Origin of the sequence: Cupriavidus gilardii (assembly GCF_008801915.1) — a bacterium.
In the GTDB taxonomy this organism is placed as follows: Bacteria; Pseudomonadota; Gammaproteobacteria; order Burkholderiales; family Burkholderiaceae; genus Cupriavidus; species Cupriavidus gilardii.
The window spans coordinates 144,696-164,663 of sequence record NZ_VZOV01000001.1 but is presented as its reverse complement, the minus strand read 5'-3'; the positions used below and the strand labels follow the sequence as shown (position 1 = coordinate 164,663).

At 67.7% G+C, this 19,968-nt stretch carries 16 protein-coding genes and 1 pseudogene; 15 read left to right on the top strand and 2 right to left on the bottom strand.

Annotated elements, in window-relative coordinates; genetic code table 11:
• Nucleotide 1: 1 nt before the first annotated feature.
• Complete coding sequence (locus tag F7Q96_RS00650) at nucleotides 2–976, bottom strand: AAA family ATPase (RefSeq protein ID WP_257720537.1); 975 nt, start codon at nucleotides 974–976, stop codon at nucleotides 2–4.
• A gap of 243 nt (nucleotides 977–1,219) precedes the next feature.
• Here F7Q96_RS00650 and xsc point away from each other — a divergent pair, with 243 nt between their 5' ends.
• From xsc to F7Q96_RS00620, 6 genes are all read left to right on the top strand, one after another.
• Nucleotides 1,220–3,022 carry a sulfoacetaldehyde acetyltransferase gene (xsc, locus tag F7Q96_RS00645; protein WP_170265926.1) on the top strand — a complete coding sequence of 601 codons (1,803 nt, stop codon included), beginning with the start codon at nucleotides 1,220–1,222 and terminating at the stop codon, nucleotides 3,020–3,022.
• Between the two features lie 203 nt (nucleotides 3,023–3,225).
• Nucleotides 3,226–4,626, top strand: a complete 1,401-nt coding sequence (locus F7Q96_RS00640) for an amino acid permease (protein ID WP_053824678.1) — start codon at nucleotides 3,226–3,228, stop codon at nucleotides 4,624–4,626.
• A 278-nt stretch (nucleotides 4,627–4,904) separates the two neighbouring features.
• Nucleotides 4,905–5,276, top strand: a complete 372-nt coding sequence (locus F7Q96_RS00635; RefSeq protein ID WP_043437690.1) for a nuclear transport factor 2 family protein — start codon at nucleotides 4,905–4,907, stop codon at nucleotides 5,274–5,276.
• 41 nt (nucleotides 5,277–5,317) lie between these two features.
• Nucleotides 5,318–6,799, top strand: coding sequence for an NAD(P)/FAD-dependent oxidoreductase (locus F7Q96_RS00630; RefSeq protein WP_226994965.1), 1,482 nt, complete (start codon nucleotides 5,318–5,320; stop codon nucleotides 6,797–6,799).
• A gap of 194 nt (nucleotides 6,800–6,993) precedes the next feature.
• Entirely contained in the window at nucleotides 6,994–8,508 is a 1,515-nt protein-coding gene (gene pdxR / locus F7Q96_RS00625) for a MocR-like pyridoxine biosynthesis transcription factor PdxR (protein ID WP_151021899.1), read from the top strand.
• Between the two features lie 283 nt (nucleotides 8,509–8,791).
• Nucleotides 8,792–10,366 carry a tannase/feruloyl esterase family alpha/beta hydrolase gene (locus F7Q96_RS00620; protein WP_053824195.1) on the top strand — a complete coding sequence of 525 codons (1,575 nt, stop codon included), beginning with the start codon at nucleotides 8,792–8,794 and terminating at the stop codon, nucleotides 10,364–10,366.
• Between the two features lie 205 nt (nucleotides 10,367–10,571).
• Here the strand turns inward: F7Q96_RS00620 and F7Q96_RS00615 are convergent, their stop codons facing one another.
• Nucleotides 10,572–11,027, bottom strand: a complete 456-nt coding sequence (locus F7Q96_RS00615; protein WP_144425973.1) for a hypothetical protein — start codon at nucleotides 11,025–11,027, stop codon at nucleotides 10,572–10,574.
• A 311-nt stretch (nucleotides 11,028–11,338) separates the two neighbouring features.
• Here F7Q96_RS00615 and F7Q96_RS00610 point away from each other — a divergent pair, with 311 nt between their 5' ends.
• The 9 genes and pseudogenes from F7Q96_RS00610 to fdxA all read left to right on the top strand — a co-directional run bounded on the left by F7Q96_RS00610 (nucleotide 11,339) and on the right by fdxA (nucleotide 19,886).
• Nucleotides 11,339–12,037 carry a protein-L-isoaspartate(D-aspartate) O-methyltransferase gene (locus tag F7Q96_RS00610; protein WP_082371880.1) on the top strand — a complete coding sequence of 233 codons (699 nt, stop codon included), beginning with the start codon at nucleotides 11,339–11,341 and terminating at the stop codon, nucleotides 12,035–12,037.
• A 97-nt stretch (nucleotides 12,038–12,134) separates the two neighbouring features.
• Nucleotides 12,135–13,481, top strand: a complete 1,347-nt coding sequence (locus tag F7Q96_RS00605; protein WP_226994966.1) for an erythromycin esterase family protein — start codon at nucleotides 12,135–12,137, stop codon at nucleotides 13,479–13,481.
• A 104-nt stretch (nucleotides 13,482–13,585) separates the two neighbouring features.
• Complete coding sequence (locus F7Q96_RS00600) at nucleotides 13,586–14,518, top strand: LysR family transcriptional regulator (protein ID WP_053824198.1); 933 nt, start codon at nucleotides 13,586–13,588, stop codon at nucleotides 14,516–14,518.
• A gap of 111 nt (nucleotides 14,519–14,629) precedes the next feature.
• Nucleotides 14,630–15,793, top strand: a complete 1,164-nt coding sequence (locus F7Q96_RS00595) for a CaiB/BaiF CoA transferase family protein (RefSeq protein WP_151021897.1) — start codon at nucleotides 14,630–14,632, stop codon at nucleotides 15,791–15,793.
• A 76-nt stretch (nucleotides 15,794–15,869) separates the two neighbouring features.
• Complete coding sequence (locus tag F7Q96_RS00590; RefSeq protein WP_053824681.1) at nucleotides 15,870–16,832, top strand: Bug family tripartite tricarboxylate transporter substrate binding protein; 963 nt, start codon at nucleotides 15,870–15,872, stop codon at nucleotides 16,830–16,832.
• A gap of 7 nt (nucleotides 16,833–16,839) precedes the next feature.
• Entirely contained in the window at nucleotides 16,840–17,631 is a 792-nt protein-coding gene (locus F7Q96_RS00585; protein WP_151021895.1) for an enoyl-CoA hydratase, read from the top strand.
• 150 nt (nucleotides 17,632–17,781) lie between these two features.
• A pseudogene (locus F7Q96_RS00580) lies at nucleotides 17,782–17,928 on the top strand (peptidase); the annotation flags it as partial.
• A 288-nt stretch (nucleotides 17,929–18,216) separates the two neighbouring features.
• A complete protein-coding gene (locus F7Q96_RS00575; RefSeq protein WP_151021893.1) occupies nucleotides 18,217–19,275 on the top strand; it encodes a porin in 1,059 nt (352 codons plus the stop codon).
• A gap of 278 nt (nucleotides 19,276–19,553) precedes the next feature.
• Nucleotides 19,554–19,886, top strand: coding sequence for a ferredoxin FdxA (fdxA, locus tag F7Q96_RS00570; protein ID WP_053824200.1), 333 nt, complete (start codon nucleotides 19,554–19,556; stop codon nucleotides 19,884–19,886).
• The last annotated feature ends 82 nt before the right edge of the window (nucleotides 19,887–19,968 follow it).

Sequence of the window (19,968 nt, the reverse complement as noted above, 5' to 3'; positions counted from 1 at the left end):
GTCAGGCCGCCGCGTCGCCGCAGGGCTCCAGCTCGGTACCGAAGCCGCGCTGGAAATACTCGGCCACGATCGGGCGCTCGCCCGGCTCGCACTTGTTCAGGAAGCTGAGCCGGAACGCCAGCGCCGGATCGCGAAAGATCTGGCAGTTCTCGGCCCAGGCGATCACGGTGCGCGGCGACATCAGCGTCGACACGTCGCCCGCGGCAAACCCTTCGCGCGTCAACTGCGCGACGGCGACCATGGTGCCAACCAACTCGCGTCCGGCCGCGTCGGCCAGTTCCGGCACGCGCGCCAGCACGATATCGATCTCCGCCTCGCGCGGCAGATAGTCCAGCGTCGCCACCACGTTCCAGCGGTCGATCTGCGCGTGGTTCAGCAGGTGGGTGCCGTGATACATGCCGGTCAGGTTGCCAAGCCCGACCGTGTTGGCGGTCGCGAACAGCCGGAAGAACGGATGCGGCTGGATCACGCGGTTCTGGTCCAGCAGCGTGAACCGGCCATCGCGCTCGAGCACGCGCTGGATCACGAACATCACGTCCGGCCGGCCCGCGTCGTATTCGTCGAACACCAGCGCGATCGGCCGCTGCAGCGCCCACGGCACGATGCCCTCCTGGAATTCGGTGACCTGCTGGCCGTCGCGCAGTACCACGGTATCGCGCCCGACCAGGTCCATGCGGCCGATATGCCCATCGAGGTTGACGCGTACGCACGGCCAGTTCAGCCGCGCCGCCACCTGTTCGATATGGGTCGACTTGCCGGTGCCATGCATGCCCTGCACCAGCACGCGGCGGTTGCTGACGAAGCCGGACAGGATCGCGAGCGTGACCTCCGGTTCGAAGCGGTAGCCCGGATCGATCTCCGGCACGTGGTCGTCGCGCACGCCGAAGGCCGGCACCCGCATCGCGCTGTCGATGCCGAACACTTCACGCACCGACACCATGCGGTCCGGTGCCACGCTGGCAAGGTCGATCGCCACTTCGGTTTCTCCTGGATAAGGCTGGACTACTTCGACGCGCCGCGCAGGCGCATGCCCGCCGCCGGCTGTTCACGAGGCTATCTTATCCCAGTCTCACTTTTAGGTACAACTCATACCGAATAATGGATTTTCCTATTGACGATGCTCGAGCTCCGTCCTACATTTCAGCCAAACAACAGTTTTCGGTACATAACGTACCGTTTTACGAGTCACAACGATCCCAACCTACCGGAGACCGCAAGCATGTCCGACCACACCCCCACCGCCGGCCCGCAGGCCATGACGCCTTCCGAGGCGTTTGTCGAAACCCTCGCCGCCAACGGCGTCACCGATATGTTCGGCATCATGGGCTCGGCCTTCATGGATGCGATGGACATCTTCGCGCCGGCCGGCATCCGCCTGATCCCGGTGGTGCATGAGCAAGGCGCCGGCCATATGGCCGACGGCTATGCCCGCGTGTCGGGCCGCCACGGCGTCGTGATCGGCCAGAACGGCCCGGGCATCAGCAACTGCGTGACCGCGATTGCCGCGGCCTACTGGGCGCACAGCCCGGTCGTGATCGTCACGCCCGAGGCCGGCACCATGGGCATCGGCCTGGGCGGCTTCCAGGAAGCGAACCAGCTGCCGATGTTCCAGGAGTTCACCAAGTACCAGGGCCACGTCACCAATCCGGCGCGCATGGCCGAATTCACCGGCCGCTGCTTCGATCGCGCGATGTCCGAGATGGGCCCGACCCAGCTGAACATCCCGCGCGACTACTTCTACGGCCAGATCAAGGCCGAGATTCCGCAGCCGCGCCGGCTGGACCGCGGCCCCGGCGGCGAGCAGAGCCTGAACGAAGCGGCCGAGCTGCTGGCGCAGGCGAAGTTCCCGGTGATCATTTCCGGCGGCGGCGTGGTGATGGCCGATGGCGTCGAGGAATGCAAGGCGCTGGCCGAGCGGCTGGGCGCGCCGGTGGTCAACAGCTATCTGCACAACGACTCCTTCCCCGCGAGCCACCCGCTGTGGTGCGGGCCGCTCGGCTACCAGGGCTCGAAGGCCGCGATGAAGCTGATCTCGCGCGCCGACGTCGTGGTCGCGCTCGGCTCGCGCCTTGGACCGTTCGGCACGCTGCCGCAGCACGGCATGGACTACTGGCCGAAGACGGCCAAGATCATCCAGATCGACGCCGATCACAAGATGCTGGGCCTGGTCAAGAAGATCTCGGTCGGCATCTGCGGCGACGCCAAGGCGGCCGCCGTCGCGCTGACCGAACGGCTGGCCAACCGCACGCTGGCCTGCGACGCGACCCGCGCCGCGCGCGCCGACCAGATCGCTACCGAGAAGGCCGCCTGGGAGAAGGAACTGGACGAGTGGACGCACGAGCGCGACCCGTTCAGCCTCGACATGATCGAGGAGCAGAAGAACGAACGCACGCCGAACGGCGGCACCTACCTGCATCCGCGCCAGGTGCTGCGCGAGCTCGAGAAGGCGATGCCGGCCGATGTGATGGTGTCGACCGACATCGGCAACATCAACTCGGTGGCCAACAGCTATCTGCGCTTCGAAAAGCCGCGCAGCTTCTTCGCGGCGATGAGCTGGGGCAACTGCGGCTACGCCTTCCCGACCATCATCGGCGCCAAGGTTGCCGCGCCGCACCGGCCGGCGATCTCGTACGCCGGTGACGGCGCATGGGGCATGAGCCTGATGGAAACGATGACCTGCGTGCGCCACAACATCCCGGTCACCGCGGTGGTCTTCCACAACCGCCAGTGGGGCGCGGAGAAGAAGAACCAGGTGGACTTCTACAATCGCCGCTTCGTCGCCGGCGAGCTGGACAATCCGAGCTTCGCCAACATCGCCCGCGCGATGGGTGCCGAAGGCATCGTGGTCGATCGGCTCGAGGACGTCGGCCCGGCGCTGAAGAAGGCCATCGACCTGCAGATGAACCACGGCAAGACCACCATCGTGGAAATCATGTGCACCCGCGAACTGGGCGATCCGTTCCGCCGCGATGCCTTGTCCAAGCCGGTCCGCCTGCTCGACAAGTACAAGGATTACGTATAACGGAAGCAACGAGGCGCGCGGTGCGGCCCTGCCGCGCCGCGCGATCACGGCCTGCGGGGGCCGCCGCAGCAATGCGGCCCCGGACAGACAAAACAAAGACAGCGAAGCCGTGACGACACCATCATGAGAAGCACTGGAGACAAAAATTGCTGGATAACCCCGAGGGCTCGCGCGGCCTCAAGCACAGCCTGAAACAGCGCCACATGACGATGATCGCGCTCGGCGGCGTGATCGGTGCCGGACTGTTCGTCGGCAGCGGCGTGGTGATCAAGTCGGCCGGCCCGGCGGCCGTGCTGTCCTTCCTGCTGACCGGCATGCTGGTGGTGCTGGTGATGCGGATGCTCGGCGAGATGGCGTGCGCGCTGCCCACCGTCGGCTCCTTCTACGAATACGCGCGCGAAGCATGGCGCGACAAGCCCCAGACCGGAGCGCTGGCCAGCTTCCTGACCGGCTGGATGTACTGGTACTTCTGGGTCATCGTGGTCGCCATCGAAGCGGTGGCCGGCGCGGACCTGATCCGCTACTGGCTGCCCGACGTGCCGTCCTGGGCCATCAGCCTGGTGCTGCTGGTGATGCTGACGCTGACCAACCTGTTCTCCGTCAAGTCCTTCGGCGAGTTCGAATTCTGGTTCGCCTCGATCAAGGTGGCGGCGATCGTCGTGTTCCTGTTCCTGGCCGGCCTGTTCGTGCTCGGCATGTGGCCCGATACCGCGCCCAGCGTCGCCAACCTGAGCGCGCATGGCGGCTTCGCGCCCAACGGCATCATGCCGGTGCTGACCGGCGCCGTCGCCGCGACCGGGTTCTACTTCGGCGCGGAGATCGTCACCATTGCCGCGGCCGAGACCGCGGAGCCGCAGAAGGCCGTGGCCAAGGCGACCCACTCGGTGATCACGCGCGTGCTGGTGTTCTACGTGGGCTCGGTATTGCTGGTGGTCTGCCTGGTGCCGTGGAACTCGCCCGGCATCGCCACGCCTTATGTCAGCGCGCTTGACGCGATGGGCATTCGCGGCGCCGCGCAGGTGATGAACGCGGTGGTGCTGACCGCGGTGCTGTCGGCGCTGAACTCGGGCCTGTATGCGTCGTCGCGGATGATCTTCGCGCTGACGCGCCGCGGCGACGCGCCGGCCGCGCTGGCCAAACTGAACCGCAATGGCGTGCCGGTCCGCGCGATCCTGTTTTCGACGCTGTTCGGCTATGCCGCGGTGGTGATGTCCTACGTGTCGCCCGATACGGTGTTCGCCTTCCTGGTCAATTCCTACGGCACGGTGGCGATCTTCGTCTACATCCTGATCGCGGTGTCGCAGCTGCGGCTGCGCGCGCGGCTCGAGCGCGAGGCGCCGGAGAAGCTGCGCGTGCGCATGTGGATGTATCCGTATCTGACCTATGTGGCGATCATCGGCATGGCCGGCATCGTGATCGCAATGGCTTTCATCCCGGACCAGCGCAAGCCGCTGCTGCTCGGCGTCGTCAGCCTCGGCATCCTGCTGCTGGTCTATCTGGTGCGTCGGCAGTACCGCCGCGGTGCAGAGCTGCGGGACAGCGAGATCGACCCGCACCAGCAGCACCTGGGCGACATGCCGCGCGCCCAGGCGGTACGGCGCTAGCCCTGTCGTCCCCGCGATCGCCGGGGACGGCCAGCCGAGCCAGCAGCCGCTGGCCCAATCGATTCCATCCAACTGGCCCTACAGCGCATCCCGGCGCTTCCCTATGCTGGGAACGTGCAAAGGACCGGGTCCGCTGCCGCGCGGACCGCAACAACATCGAGGAGATTCAAGTGGAGTACGCAAGCAAGCAGGCCGGCACCGAAGCCATCGTCGCGGCCGACAGCAACCCGTCCGGACAGCAGGCCGGTGGCGCCAGCGGCGGCGTCACCGCCGCCACGCTGCAGGCCTTCAGCGACGCCTGGAACCGCCACGACATCGACGCGCTGATGTCCTTCATGACCGACGACTGCGTGTTCCACGCGGTGGCCGGGGGCGAGCTGTTCGGCCGCACCTTCAGCGGCCGCGAGGCGGTGCGCGAGGGCTTCCAGCTGGCCTGGCAGACCTTCCCGGACGCGGCCTGGCTCGATGGCGAGCATTTCGTCTGCGGCGACCGCGGCGTCAGCGAATCGACGTTCCGCGGCACCAAGGCCGACGGCTCGCGCATCGAGGCGCGCATGGTCGACGTGTTCACCTTCCGCGACGGCAAGATCGCGGTCAAGAACGCCTATCGCAAGGACCGTCCCGCGCTGGCGGCCGGTTCGCGCGGCTGATCGAACGCGTCGACAAACGCGTCGCCAACAGGAGCGCAGCGATGGAAGCCATTGCCGATATCACCGCCATCGGACGGGAGAACGGGACGCCGGGCCAGGCCGGTGGCCACACCGGACAAAACCGGGCAACCGGTCCGTCCCGGCCCTACGATCCCGCCTACGACCCGCTGGTCGCGCCGACGCCCGGCCAGGGCCGCGACTACGCGCCGACCTACTGGATCGGCACCGCCGGCGAGCCGCCGCCCGACGACGGTCCGATCACGCACGACGTCGACGTCGATGTCGCGATCATCGGCTCGGGTTTCACCGGGCTGACCTGCGCGATCTTCCTGGCGCAGGAACACGGCATCAAGGCCACCGTGCTGGAAGCCAACCGCGTCAGCTGGGGCTGCAGCACGCGCAACGGCGGGCAGGCGCAATGCGCGTCGGGCCGGCTCAAGCGCTCGCAATGGATCCAGCGCTACGGCCTGGACGCCGCGCTGCGGCTGCACGAGGAAGTGTGCGCCGGCATGGAGACCTTCAAGACGCTGATCCGCGATATCGACTGCGATCCGCAGCCCGGCGGCCACCTGTACATCGCGCACCGTCCCGAGGCGATGCCGGCGCTGGAGAAGGAGGCCAGGCTGCTGCGCGAGGTGTTCCATTACGACGCCCGCATTCTCGATGCCGATACCGTCAAGCGCGAATACGTCGACGACAAGGAGGCGGCCGGGGCGATGCACGAGCCCGAAGGCATCGGCATCCATGCCGGCAAGCTGGCCTTCGGCTATCTGCGCCGTGCCCGCGCGCTGGGCGCGACCGTGCACCCGTCGAGCCCGGTGCTCGACTGGACCACGCGCGACGGCGTGCACTATCTGCGCACGCCGGGCGGCATCGTGCGGGCGCGCGCGGTGGGCGTCGCGACCGGCGGCTATACCTCGCAGAACCTGCATCCGCATCTGAAGAACCGGCTGTTCCCGATCCTGTCGAACTCGATCGTGACGCGGCCGCTGACGCCCGATGAAATCGCGGCCTGCAACTTTCGCACGACGCAGGTGATCACCGACACCCGCATCCTGCGCCATTACTATCGCTTGATGCCCGACGGTCGCCTGCAGATCGGCAGCCGCAGCGCGATCACCGGCACCGACGCGCCGCGGCCCCAATACGAGCAGAAGCTGGTCGACGACATGGTGCGCAAGTTCCCGGCGCTGAAAGGCATTCCGATCGACTACTCGTGGTGGGGCTGGGTCGACGTCAGCCACGACATGATGCCGCGCATCTTCCGGCCCGATCCCGCGCAGACGATCTATTACGCGATGGGCTACGGCGGCAACGGCGTCATGTACTCGGCCCAGGCTGGGCGCCGCATGGCCGCGATGATCGCCGGCAAGAACCCGGGACCGGAACTGCCGATCTTCCGTTCGGCGCTGCCCTTCCCCAATGTGCGCGAGTGGGTCGAGTCGCCGGCGTTCGCCCCGTTCCGGCGGCTGGGGCAGCGGTTCCTGTACCACTGGTATCACCTGAAGGATGATGTGCTGTAGTTGAGGCGCTTGCCAGTGCGGCGCGATTGGCCGACCGCCAACGCGCTCCCTCTCCCGCAAGCGGGAGAGGGACAAAGCCTTCAGCGGCGCATCGCCTTCGCTCACCGGCTTTCCACCCATACCCCCTCCCCGCCCCATATCCGATAATGCTCCCCGATCCAAGGACGAAACCGACGATACGGAGCGCGAACGGCATGGCCACGGCGGGCAAGGGAAACACCTTCTGGAATCGGCTGCTGCAATTGCCCGCCGACTCGGGGCTGAGCCTGCAGGCCCAGCTGCGCCAGCAGATCGTCTCGGCGATCCTGTCGCGGCAGCTGCCCGAAGGCAGCGCGCTGCCGTCGAGCCGCGAACTGGCCGCGACGCTTGGCATTGCGCGCAATACCGTGATCCTGGCCTTCCAGCAGCTGGTCGACGAGCACTTCCTCGAAACGCGGCCGCGGCGCGGCTACTTCGTCGTCCAGCAATTGCCCAGCGTGGCACCACCGGCCTGCGCCGCGAGCGCCAACACGGCGGCCGGCACCGACGGCGGCAGCGGGGCAACCGGCCCCGACTGGAGCGAACGGCTGCCCGATATCAGCGGCCTGCGCGCCATCGTCAAGCCCAACGACTGGCAGAACTATCCGTATCCGTTCATCTATGGACAGTTCGATCCGGCGCTGTTTCCGACCGCGGACTGGCGCGAATGCTCGCGCATGGCGCTGGCCGTGCTGGAGATCCGCGGCTGGGCGTCCGACCTGATCGACCGCGACGATCCGCTGCTGATCGAGCAGCTGCAGCGGCACGTGCTGCCGCGCCGCGGGGTCTGGGCCAATCCGGACGAGATCATGGTCACGCTGGGCGCGCAGCATGCGCTCTACCTGCTGGCCGATCTGCTGATGCGCGGCGCCGTGGTCGGCCTCGAAGAGCCGGGCTACAGCGATGCCCGCGCGATCTTCGGCATGCGGGCGCGCGAGGTGGTGCCGCTGCCGGTCGACGACTCGGGCCTGCGTCCCGAGGGTGAGCTGGCGCGCTGCGACTATGCCTTCGTCACCCCCAGCTACCAGTGCCCGACCACGGTGACGATGCCGCTGGACCGGCGCGAGGCGCTGCTGGCCGAGGCGCACCGGCACGACGTCGTGCTGATCGAAGACGACTACGACACCGAGAATCCGGCACTGACACAGCCGATTCCCGCGCTGAAGAGCCTGGACCGCGAGGGCCGCGTGATCTATGTCGGCAGCCTGTCCAAGTCCTTCGTGCCCGGCATCCGGCTCGGCTATATCGTCGCGCCGAGCTCGGTGATCCGCCAGGCGCGGGCGCTGCGGCGCTACATGCTGCGCCATCCGCCGGCCAACAACCAGCGCGCCACGGCCCTGTTCATCTCGCTGGGCCACCACGACGCGCTGCTGCGGCGCGTCGCGCCGATCTTCCAGCGCCGCGCGGCGGTGCTGCGCGACATGCTGGCGCGGCACCTGCCGCAATGCCGGGTGCAGAACTCGCCGGGGGCGTCGTCGTTCTGGGTCGAGGGACCGCCGGGCCTCGACGCGCGCAAGCTCGGCGATGTCGCGCTGCGGCATGGCGTGATCATCGAGCCCGGCGACGTGTTCTTTGCCGCCGACGGACCGTCGCCGCACTTCCGCCTGGGCTACACGGGGATTGCCGAGGAGCGGATCGAGGAAGGCGTGCGGCTGCTGGCCCAGCTGATCGAGCACGAACGGCGTCGCTGAGGCACGGCACCGCCCGCTGTTCCCTTGCCGGCAGGCTGCCCGCGCAGCACATCAAGTGCCGAGCCTAGGGCAAACCCCGATCCGCTGGCGGCGCGATTGTCCGCGCGGGGACAATCTGCCCCGCTCCTCGCGTCTATTCTTCCTTCGGACCGCCCCAGGCAGCAACAGCGCCAACATCAGCTACAGCAGCAACAGCAGCAGCCGCTCGAGTCTGTGCCAGACCGGTGTCGAGGGGCAGGTCGCGCCCGCCCTGGCCTGACTCCACGACATCGAAGGAGACGACATGGCACAGACTTTCGCTTTCCGTTGGCATCGTATCGCCCTGACTGCTGTCGCAATGGCCGCGCTGGCCGCGTGCGGCGACAGCGACGACGACCACAAACCCGGACCCTCGGCCTCGGCCAATGCCGCGCAGGCGTGCGCGCAACTGGCCGGCAAGACCATAGCGGGCGCGACCGTCACGGCGGCCGCTACCGTCGCGGCAAACGGACCCCAGCCGTTGTTCTGCAAGGTCAACGCGACCATCGCCCCGAAACTGAACCTGGAACTGCGGCTTCCCGACCGGTGGAACGGCAAGCTGTATTACGGCGGCGGCGGCGGTTACAACGGGTCGATCCCGGGCATCGACGTCCCCACCAACCTGACCGCGTTGAAGCAGGGCTACGCCACCGTCAACAGCGACTCCGGCCATTCCGGCAACGTGCTGTCGGCCGACTTCGCGCTGGACGATCCGCACGCCGCCGCGCTGTTCGGCCATCAGTCGGTACCGACCGTGATGTCGTCGGCCCGGCAGATGCTGCAGACCGCCTATGGCAAGGCGCCGGAGCGGTCCTACTTCGAGGGCTGCTCCAACGGCGGCCGCGAGGCGCTGATGGCGGCGCAGCGCAATCCGGACCTGTTCGACGGCATCATCGCGCGCGCGCCGGCCTACAACTGGGTCGGCTTCATGGGCGCCTTCAATCGCAACGCCAAGGCCCTCGCCGCGCCGGGCGGCATGGTCAATGCGGCAAAGATCAATCTGCTGGCGAAAGCCGTGCGCGATGCCTGCGATGCGCAGGATGGCATCGCGGACGGCGTGGTGTCCAACCCGCAGTCGTGCAGCTTCGATCCGGCGGTGCTTCGCTGCTCCGGCGGCACCGATGCCGGCGATGCGTGCCTGTCGGATGCACAACTGGCAGCGGTGCAATCGTGGACCTCGCCAGCGGTATGGGCCAACGGCGCCTATTCCAATGCCGGGTGGGCGCTGAGCGGCAACGAGGACGACCCGGGAGCGTGGAGCGCCTGGCTGACCGGGAACGGCAACGTCAACATGGCGCTGCAGTTCCTCTTCCAGGACACGACAGTCAAGAACTACCTCGCGCGCGACCGCTCGCAGAACTCGCTGGCCTATACCTGGGACAGCAATGTCGCCGCGCTGGCCAACCTGTCCAATCTGAACGACGCGACCAATACCGATCTGCGGCCATTGAAGAACAGCAACGCCAAGCTGATCCTCTGGCATGGCACCAACGATGCCGCACTGAGCTTCAAGGCTACCAACGCCTACTACGAAGGGATGGTCGCCGCGGTGGGCGGGCAGGCATCGGCCGACGAGTTCGTGCGCTACTACCTGGCACCGGGCGTCAACCATTGCGCGGGCGGACCGGGCGCGGACCAGACCGATCTGCTGGCCGCGCTCGACAGCTGGGTCACCAAAGGCGACGCGCCAGGTACGCTGACCGCGACCAAGGAGAACAACGGCGCCACCGCGTTCTCGCGTCCGCTGTGCCGCTACCCGCAGTATCCGCGTTACACGGGACCGGCGAACGACGCGGCAGCGGCGGCGCAGGCGTCGAATTACACGTGCACCGCGCCGTAAGCGTGCTTCGGCGCCTGCGCGCTGGATGAGTTGCTCCCTCTCCCGCGAGGCGGGAGAGGGGTGGGTGGAGAGGTCGTTCGCAACAGCGATATCTGACGCTGGACCGCCCCTGCCCTCTCCGCCACCGTGCTCCCACAAGCAGAGGCGAGCGTTCCACCAGCGCCAGCGGTAGATCGTCCCATCTCGAACATGCGCACGACTGCGGCTACGAGCCAGCGCGCACGTTCGCCGTCCCCGTCATCCCGCCCAACATCGCCGCCGGATTCCAGGTAAGGAACCGCATCCACGCATCGAGCCAGCGCCCCTGCATGTCGGCGCCGATTTCCCATGCGGTCTGCCCGTACTTCGTCGCCATCGACAGTGCCGGTGCCGGCGCGGTGATCTGCTGCGCGAGGCGCTCGTCGGGGCTCCACTTCCAGGCCCACGAGGTCCACTGGAAGCCCGCTTCTTCCATCAGTGCCGCATAGAAGCTCCAGCCCAGCGTGGTCAGCTTCAGATAGTCGCGCGCCAGCATGGTGGAAGCGTCGGGCACTTCGGTGACCGCGGGAATCGGCCGCTGCTCGGCCAGGCGCCCGGTGGTCACTTCGGTCACATCGGTGACATCGGTGACATCGGTGACGTCAGCGGAGATCGCGCTCGTGCGAGGTGCTTTGCTCTTCATCGTCATGCTCCTTGGAAGCCGCCGGACGGCGGGGGAAAGACGCCGAGCGGTACGCAAGAATGGCGCCAGCGGCATCGCGCCCGCGGCGACGCGCACGCGTTGGGAGCATTTACACGGCTTGTACGCGGGCCCGTGCACGATCTTCCAGCCCCGTGAACGCCAGCGAAACGACGTGATGGAATCCGCGCGGCATGGTCCCCGTCATCGATGGCACGGTCGATGCGTCAATCCGGACCAGACACGTCAGCACGACACGCCAGCACGACTGGCTGGCACGGCGCGCGCCACGCTCGCCGCCCCTCGATGCCGCCATGACCCCTGCTCTCTTGAACAGCCCCGAACAACAGCCTGAGCGCTACCGCCAGCGTATGGTCGAACTGCAGATCGCCGCGCGCGGCATTCGCGATCCCGCGGTACTGGCGGCAATGCGCGAGGTGCCGCGCGAGCGCTTCGTGCCGGACGCGCTGCGCCATTCCGCCTACGATGACGCGCCGCTATCGATCGGCTCCGGCCAGACCATCTCGCAGCCCTATATCGTCGCGCGGATGGTGGAGGCCGCGCGGCTGCATCCCACCTCCCGCGTGCTCGAGATCGGCACCGGCTCGGGCTATGCGGCCGCGGTGATGGCACGTATCGCGGCGCGCGTCATCACGCTGGAACGCTGGCGGCGGCTGGCAGAGCGGGCCAGCGACGTGTTGCGCGCGCTGGATTTCGACAACGTCGAAGTGCACCTGGCCGACGGCACCGCCGGCTGGGAGGCGGGCGCGCCGTACGACGCCATCGTTTCCGCCGCGGCCAGCCCTGATATCCCCGCCGCGTGGCTGGCGCAGCTGGCACCGGGCGGCACGCTGGTGATGCCGCACGGCCATCCGGGCCATGCGCAACGGCTGCTGCGCATCGGCAAGCGCGAGGACGGCACGCTCGAGCGCGAGGATCTCGCCGGCGTGGCCTTCGTGCCGCTGGTCGCGCGCACGGCCGAGGAGGCCGGCAACGAACCACCCGGCAATTGAAGTCCATCGAGTTGAAGTCCATCGAGTTGAAGGCCATCGACTTAAAGCCATCGACCAGACCGCGACCGAGACCATCGACCATCCACGGAGGACCGACATGACCAGCGCACTGCACGATCCCCTGACCGGCCAGGTGCTCGCCGACACCGATATCGTCGAGCGGATCGCCGAGGCGGCCGAACGGCTGCCGGCCATCGACGATGCCGGCTTCGCCACGGTGGTGGACCGGTTTGCCGATTGCCGCGTGGTGTTGCTCGGCGAATCGACGCACGGCACCGCGCAGTTCTACGAGGCCCGCGCGGCCTTCACGCGACGGCTGATCGAGCGGCACGGCTTTCGCATCGTCGCGGTCGAGGCCGACTGGCCCGATGCCGCGGCGATCGACCGCTATGTCCGGCAATTGCCAGCGGCCGAGCACCAGGAACCGCCGTTCCGGCGCTTTCCGACCTGGATGTGGCGCAATACGTCGGTGGAGGCGCTGGTCGAATGGATGCGGGGCTACAACGCCGAACGGGCGCCGGATACGCGCGCCGGCTTCTTCGGCCTGGACATCTACAGCCTGGGCAGCTCGATCGCCACCGTGCTCGGCTATCTGAACCGCGTCGATCCCGACGGCGCGCGCGAGGCGCGCGAGCGCTACGGCTGCCTGCTGCCGTGGCGCGAAGACCCGTCGCGCTATGGGCGTGCGGTGCTGACCGGCCGGGCGCGCGATTGCGAGGACGAAGTCATCGCCCAGCTGCAGGCGCTGCTCGAGCGCCAGCTCGACTACGCGACGCGTGGCAAGGAGCCGTTCTTCGACGCCGCGCAGAACGCGCACCTGGTCGCCTCGGCCGAGCAGTACTACCGGCTGATGTACTACGGCGGCCCGGAAAGCTGGAACCTGCGCGACACCCATATGTTCGACACGCTGGCGCGGCTGCTGGACACCCATGCGCCCGGCGCCAAGGCCGTGGTATGGGCGCACAACTCGCATATCGGCGATGCTGACGCGACCACGATGGGCCGCGACCACGGCGAGACCAATATCGGCCGGCTGTGCCGAGCCCGCTTCGGCAAGCAAGCAGCGCTGATCGGCTTTTCGACGTCGCGCGGCACCGTCGCCGCGGCGTCCGACTGGGATGGCCCGATGCAGGTGATGGACGTGGTGCCCGCGCGCGCCGACAGCTACGAGGCGCTGTTCCAGCGCACCGGCATCGATAGCTGCTTCATCGACCTGCGCGAAGGCGTCCACGAGCAGGCGCGCGCGCTGCTGACGGTGCCGCGCCAGGAGCGCTTCATCGGCGTGGTGTACCGGCCCGATACCGAGTTCGCCAGCCATTATGCGTTTGCCTGCCTGCCGCAGCAGTTCGATGCGCTGGCCTGGTTCGATCGCACCGACGCCGTGACGCCGTTGCCGACCGCGGCGCGCACCGGCATGCCGGACACGTATCCGTTCGGCCTGTAGCCGCTGCGCGCCGACGCCGGCCGCCGCGGCGGGGGGCTTAGAATGCGGCACCGGGCGCGCCATGCAAGGCGCCGCCCGCCGACCGACCCGCCAGAGAGAACCCGGTGCGCTACGAATTGACGGACCTTCGGCTGTTCCAGGCCATCGCCGAATCGCAAAGCCTGTCCGGCGGCGCCGCCGCCATCCATATCACTGCGTCGGCGGCCAGCTATCGGCTCAAGAACCTCGAGCTGGCGCTGGGCACGCCGCTGTTCGTGCGCGCGGCGCGCGGCATGGAGCTGACGGCGGCCGGCACCGCGCTGCTCGGCCACGTGCGCGAGCTGCTGCGCGGCCTCGAACGAATGCATGGCGAGCTCGGCCGGTTTTCCGCGGGATTGAAGGGCAACATCCGCCTGATCGCCAACAGCAGTTCGCTGAACGGCTTCATCCTGCCCAGCGTCGGCCGCTTCCTGAACGCCCATCCCGAGGTCAATATCGATCTGGAGGAGCGGGCCAGCCTCGAGATCGCGGCCGCCATCGCCGCTGGCGAGGCCGATGTCGGCGTGCAGGCCGGCGAAGTCGAGACGCAGGGGGTGCGATGGATGCCGTATGCGGTCGACGAGTTGATGCTGGCCGTGCCCGCCGATCATCCGCTGGCGCGCGAGGCCGAGGCGCAGCCGGGCGGCGTACGCTTTGGCGCAGCGCTGGACCACGACTTCGTCTGCCCGGGCCGCGATACCAGCAATGTGGTGTTCCTGCGCGATACCGCGCACCGGCTCGGCCGCTCGCCCAATATCCGCCTGCACGCGCCGACCTTCGACGCGGTGCTGGCGCTGGTCGAAGCCGGCGTCGGGCTGGCGCTGGTGCCGCGCAGCGTCGCCGCGGCCTCGCTGCGCGACGGCCGCGTCGCCGGCGTACGCCTGGCCGAGGACTGGGCGCGGCGCCGGCTGAATCTGGTGCTGCCGGCCGCCGGCAAGCTGCCCGCCTTCGCCGAGGCCTTTGCCGAGTTCCTGCTGGGCGATCCGCACGTGGCGGCGACCCGCGACGCGCTGGCGTGACCGGCCGCCCGACCGTTGAATTGCCGCGAACGGTGGCTTGAAGACATTCGACTGGTTGGCCGCCGGGCGCAAAAATATACTGCTCCGCGATCGAATCGACGCGGAGACCCCATGCTGCACAAGGCCCTGTCCGGCATCAAGGTGCTGGACCTGTCCCGAATCCTTGCCGGGCCCTGGTGTACCCAGAATCTGGCCGACCTCGGCGCCGAGGTCATCAAGATCGAGCACCCCGAGCGCGGCGACGATACGCGCGGCTGGGGCCCGCCCTATCTGCAATCGGCCGACGGCAGCGAACGGATGTCCGCGTACTTCGCCTGCTGCAATCGCGGCAAGCGCTCGCTGGCGATCGACTTCACCACCGCCGAGGGCAAGGCCGCCATCCTGGCGCTGGCCGACCAGGCCGACGTGCTGGTCGAGAACTTCAAGGCCGGCACGCTGCAGCGCTACGGGCTGGACTACGCGAGCCTGCAGGCGCGCAACCCGCGGCTGGTCTACCTGTCGATCACCGGCTTCGGCCAAAGCGGCCCGATGGCCGACAAGCCCGGCTACGACTACGTGTTCCAGGGCATGGGCGGCCTGATGAGCTATACCGGCCAGCCCGACGGCGAGCCCGGCGAGGGGCCGCTGCGCACCGGCGTCGCGGTGGTCGATCTGAGCACCGGCATGTATGCCACGTCGGCGGTGCTGGCCGCGCTGTTCCAGCGCCAGGCAACCGGCGAGGGCCAGCATCTGGACATCGCGCTGCTGGACGTCGCGGTGGCGCTCAACGCCAACCAGGGTGCCAACTATCTGTTCTCGGGGCGCAATCCGCCGCGCAGCGGCAATGCGCATCCGAATTGCGCGCCCTACGAGGTATTCCGCTGCGCGGACGGTCATCTGATCCTGGCGATCGGCAACGATGCGCAGTTCGCGCGCTTCTGCGACGTGGCCGGACTGGCCGATCTGCCGGCCGATCCGCGCTATCGGACCAACAGCGCGCGCATCGCCAATCTGCCGGCATTGCGAGCCTTGCTGGCGCAGGTATTCGCGACCCGCTCGCGCCGGCAATGGACCGATGCCTTCGATGCGGCCGGCGTGCCATGGGGGCCGATCCACTCGATCGAGGAAGTGTTCGCGCATCCGCAGGTCCGGCATCGCCGCCTGCTGCGGCACGCCGAACATCCGGTGCTCGGCCGCATTCCGATGGTGCGCAATCCGATGCTGCCGGGTTCGTCGACGGACACGCCGGCCACCCCGCTCGCCGCGCCGCCGCTGCTCGGCGAGCACGGCGCCTGAGTTCTTTCCTTTCCATACGAACATCCACGAGGAGACACCCTTGAAACATCCGCACCGCGCCGCCGCGCACAAGTCCATGCAGCTGATTGCCGCGCTGGCCGCCACGGCCGCCGTCGCCACGCACGCGCATGCCGACAGCTATCCCAGCAAGCCCATCAAGCTGATCGTCCCCTACGCCGCCGGCGGCACCACCGACATCCTGGCCCGGATCGTCGGCACGAAGATGGGCGCCATCCTGGCGCAGCCGGTCGTGGTGGAAAACCGGCCCGGCGCCGGCGGCGCGGTCGGCAGCGCTTATGCGGCCAAGCAGCCGGCCGACGGCTACACGCTGGTCATGGAGGTCGAGAGCTCGCACGCGGTCAATCCCAACGTCTACGTGAAGACGCCGTACGACCCGGTCAAGGACTTCGCGCCGATCAGCAACCTGGCCGACGTGCCCAACGTGCTGGTGGTCAACCCTTCGTTCCCGGCGACCGACGTGGCCTCCTTCATCAAGCTGCTGAAGGCCAACCCCGGCAAATACTCGTTCGGCTCCTCGGGCAACGGCGGCCTGAGCCATATGAACGGCGAGCTGTTCATGAGCGAGACCGGCACGCGCATGCTGCATGTCCCCTACAAGGGCCTGGGACCGGCGCTGAACGACGCGGTGGCCGGACAGATCCAGGTGGTGTTCGACAATATTCCGTCCTCGTCGGGACTGATCCAGGGCAAGCGGCTGAAGCCGCTGGCAGTGGCCGCCAGGCAGCGGCTGAAGCTGCTGCCCGATGTGCCGACCTACGCGGAGGCCGGACTGCCGGCGATGAACAATCCATCGTGGTTCGGCCTCGGCGCCCCGGCCGGCACGCCAGATGCGATCCTGGACAAGCTAAACGACGCGGTGCGCCAGGCGCTGACCGATCCCGAGGTCATCGCCGCCATCGAGAAGCAGGGCGCGATTCCGGCGTGGACCTCGCGCAAGGCCTTCGCCGACCTGATCCGCAATCAAAACCAGCACTGGAAACGCGTCGTCGACAAGATCCAGTTCGCCAAACTGCAGTGAGGACACCATGAGCACCACCGCCACACCGGTTGCCGATCCGGGCCGCCACGCCGCCGTCGCCGTCGACGCGCGCGGCATTGCCACGTTGACCATCAGCGAGGCCGGCTCGCTCAATATCCTCGGCACGCCGGTGATCGCCGCGCTGACCGAGGCGGTACGCACGCTGGCCGCCGACCCCCGGGTGCGCGTGCTGATCCTGCGCGGCACCGGCGACAAGGGATTCGTCGGCGGCGCGGACATCAAGGAGATGGCCGGCTTGACGCGGGACAGCGCCGAGCGCTTCATCTCCGGCTTGCGCGCGCTGTGCGACGCCGTGCGGCACTGCCCGGTGCCCGTGATCGCGCGCATGCCGGGCTGGTGCCTGGGCGGCGGACTGGAACTGGCGCTGGCGTGCGACCTGCGGATCGCAGGCGACAACGCGAACCTCGGCATGCCCGAGGTCAAGGTCGGCATTCCGTCGGTGATTCACGCCGCGCTGATGCCGCGCCTGATCGGCAATGCCCGCACGGCCTGGATGCTGCTGACCGGCGAGCTGTGCGATGCCGCGCAGGCGCTGTCGTGGGGGCTGGTGCATCGCGTGGTGCCGCTGGCCGAGCTCGATGCCGAAGTCGAGCGGGTTGCACTGCTGCTGGCAGGCTTCGGGCCGACGGTCGTGCGCCAGCAGAAGCGGCTGCTGCGCGAATGGGAGGATCAGCCGGTCGATACGGCAATCGCCAACAGCGTCGCGGAATTCGGCAGTGCGTTCGATACCGGCGAGCCGCAGCGTTATATGGCGGAATTCGTCAATCGCAAGCGTTGAATTGCGCCTCGATTCCAACAAAGCGCCGGCCTGACCGGCGTTTTTTCTATTACCGTTGTGTGCAATCCCGAATATAAAACGATCGTACAATGCGCCGCCTTTATTCGTCGGGCACGCTTGATTCGAATCAATAAAAATCCAGGGGCAATACGGAACAAGGCCAATCGCCAGGGGCTGGTGACGGCCTTCGAGAAGCTGGCCAAGCTCGACGGCGGCAAGTCCGGCATGTTCGATTCGCACCCGGGCTCGGCCGATCGCGCCAAGCGCATGCAAGGCCGTCTGGCCAAGGGCGGCTGAACCGCCGCGGGCCGTCGCTCGCCGTCGATGGCCACAAGGGCGAAGCGCTTCGGCGCTTCGCCCTTTTTCATCTCTGTTTGATCCGAAGTCTTCACGGACCCCGCACGCCGTAACGGGATGGCACTGCGGCTTTTTTACAACGTGATTTTCACCTTACTTATAGGTGTCATAAAAGCAAGCGAAGATCGCCCCCGTTTGCGCCGGCAGGGGTTCACGGGTCGAACCCGCGCCACGCTGCCGGCGGCAGACCTCTTCAGTCTTCCATCACCAGTCAAAAGAGAACACACCGTGAAGAAAGCCCTCCTCGCGCTGGCCGCGACCGCTGCCACCGCCGCCTCCGGCGCAGCGTCCGCCCAAACCAACGTCACGCTGTACGGCATCGTCGATGCCGACATCGAAGTCATCAGCAACGCGCCGAGCGCCGGCGGCGGCGACACCGCCGTGCGCATGAACTCGGGCAACCTGTCGGGCTCGCGCTGGGGTCTGCGCGGCACCGAGGACCTGGGCGGCGGCCTGAAGGGTCTGTTCGTTCTGGAAAGCGGCTTCGACATCGACACCGGCCGTTCGGCCCAGGGCGGTCGCCTGTTCGGCCGCGCCGCCTATGTCGGCCTGCAAGGCAACTTCGGCACCATCTCGCTGGGCCGTCAGCAGAACGCGCTGTACGACCTGTTCGGCGCCTTCGACCCGATGGGCGTCGGTCCGCGTTACTCGCTGAACAGCGTCGATTCGGCATTCAACGGCCGCGCCGACAACAACATCAAGTACACCGGCAAGTTCGGCGGCCTGACCGCGACGGGCTTCTACAGCTTCGGCCGCGACAACAACGGTGAAGTGCCGGGCGAAGCCAAGGTGGCGCGCCAGTTCGGCGGCGGCCTGTCGTATGCGGCGGGCGGCTTCTCGATCGGCACCGCCTACGACCAGTACCAGGGCGCCACCGTCGCGCTGCAGGACCGCGCGGCCAAGCGCCTGGCGGTCGGTACCGCCTACGAATTCGGCGCCGCCAAGGTGTTTGCCGGCTATCGCTGGATGCGCGACGAAGGCCTCGGCGCGCTGACCGACACCAGCACCCGTAGCAACCTGTACTGGGCCGGCGCTCGCTACAAGTTCACCCCGGCCTTCAGCCTGACCGGCGCGGCCTACTACGAAGACACCAAGAACACCGGTGCCGATCCGTGGATGTTCGTGCTGTCCGCCGACTACTCGCTGTCCAAGCGCACGGACGTCTACCTGAACGTCGGCTACGTGCGCAACAAGGACGGTTCGGACCTGGGCCTGAACGGCGCTGGTACCGCCCAGGCCGGCGAGAACCAGACCGGCGTGACGATCGGCATGCGTCACCGCTTCTAAGCGAAGCCTCGAACGCCCGCCATGCGGGCATGCGGCGGCGCCAGGACGCGCCGCCGCGCGAACGATCATATCGACCTTGTCTTCTTCATGGGTGCAAGGACGTTGGGCCGGTAGTATTACCGGCCCCTTTTTATTGGCGGTCCGGCAGGCACCCGCCCGCGTCATCGCATGGCTTGAAAGTTTTTGATGGTGTCGCACAAACCCGGGCCGGCACATCCGCCGGCTCGCGCGCTAGCATCGGGTTTTTCGTTGTCCCCGCCGTTCTTGCGCGTTGCCCCATGACGTTTGTCGTAACGGATGCCTGCATCCAGTGCCGCTATACCGATTGCGTCGAAGTCTGCCCGATGTCGTGTTTCCACGAAGGGCCGAATTTCCTCGTGATCGACCCGGACGAATGCATCGATTGCTCGATGTGCGTGCCCGAATGCCCGGTGGGCGCGATCTATTCCGAAGAGATGCTTCCCGACGACCAGCGCCATTTCGTTGCCATCAACGCGGAATTGGCCCGCAAGCCGGAATGGAAACGGCTGACGCAGGCAAAGGGGCCGTTGCCGGAGCACGAGGTCTGGGCCAGCGTCCACGGCAAGCTCGACAAGCTGATCCGCGATTGAGCCATTGCCGTCGCCCGTATTGGCAGAACAGGCAAAAAAAGATGGGCCCGCAGGCCCATCCTTGCCGTGGCGGTCGGCGGAT